Origin of the sequence: Exiguobacterium sp. s78 (assembly GCF_018618985.1) — a bacterium.
GTDB classification, from domain to species: domain Bacteria; phylum Bacillota; class Bacilli; order Exiguobacteriales; family Exiguobacteriaceae; genus Exiguobacterium_A; species Exiguobacterium_A abrahamii.
The window spans coordinates 1-796 of sequence record NZ_JACSNB010000012.1; the positions used below are offsets into that span (position 1 = coordinate 1).

The window sequence follows — 796 nt, forward strand, 5'->3', positions numbered from 1 at the left end:
TCACGATTGACGAAGCTTGCGCTTCATTCGTTTTTGTATTCCGTAGAATACGATTTTTGCCTCATCGTTCAGTTTTCAAAGTTCGTCATAAAAAATGGTGGAGCCTAGCGGGATCGAACCGCTGACCTCCTGCGTGCAAGGCAGGCGCTCTCCCAGCTGAGCTAAGGCCCCATTAAAGGAATGAAATTGAAGATGGTCGGGAAGACAGGATTCGAACCTGCGACCCCTTGGTCCCAAACCAAGTGCTCTACCAAGCTGAGCTACTTCCCGAAAATGCACCCTGAGAGATTCGAACTCCCGACCCCTTGATTCGTAGTCAAGTACTCTATCCAGCTGAGCTAAGGGTGCGGAATATAAGGATCAAACAGCAAACATCAAAATGAAAATGGTACCGAGGGCCGGAATCGAACCGGCACGGGGAAACCCCCGCAGGATTTTAAGTCCTGTGCGTCTACCAGTTCCGCCACCCCGGCAGGGATATAAAAGGTAGAACCTTCATTCATAATTGAATTCTGGTGATCATTGAAGATAAAAATGGTGCCGGCAACAGGAGTCGAACCCGCGACCTACTGATTACAAGTCAGTTGCTCTACCAGCTGAGCTACACCGGCAAGTGTAATAAAAATGGTGGAGGATGACGGGATCGAACCGCCGACCCCCTGCTTGTAAGGCAGGTGCTCTCCCAGCTGAGCTAATCCTCCATATGTATCGCCTGGCAGCGTCCTATCCTCACAGGGGGAAGCCCCCAACTACTTTCGGCGTTCAAGTGCTTAACTTCCGTGTTCGGCATGGGAAC

The 796-nt window shown here is 50.8% G+C and carries 6 tRNA genes and 1 rRNA gene; all 7 read right to left on the reverse strand.

Annotated elements, in window-relative coordinates:
• Positions 1-95: 95 nt before the first annotated feature.
• Positions 96-171 (reverse strand) — tRNA-Ala (locus KNQ18_RS17145).
• Positions 172-193: 22 nt separating this feature from the next.
• Positions 194-270, reverse strand: a tRNA-Pro gene (locus tag KNQ18_RS17150).
• A 4-nt stretch (positions 271-274) separates the two neighbouring features.
• A tRNA-Arg gene (locus tag KNQ18_RS17155) sits at positions 275-348 on the reverse strand.
• A gap of 38 nt (positions 349-386) precedes the next feature.
• Positions 387-473 (reverse strand) — tRNA-Leu (locus tag KNQ18_RS17160).
• 62 nt (positions 474-535) lie between these two features.
• Positions 536-611: transfer RNA gene (locus KNQ18_RS17165), tRNA-Thr, on the reverse strand.
• Positions 612-625: 14 nt separating this feature from the next.
• Positions 626-701: transfer RNA gene (locus KNQ18_RS17170), tRNA-Val, on the reverse strand.
• Positions 702-710: 9 nt separating this feature from the next.
• A 5S ribosomal RNA gene (gene rrf, locus KNQ18_RS17175) occupies positions 711-796 on the reverse strand; the annotation flags it as partial.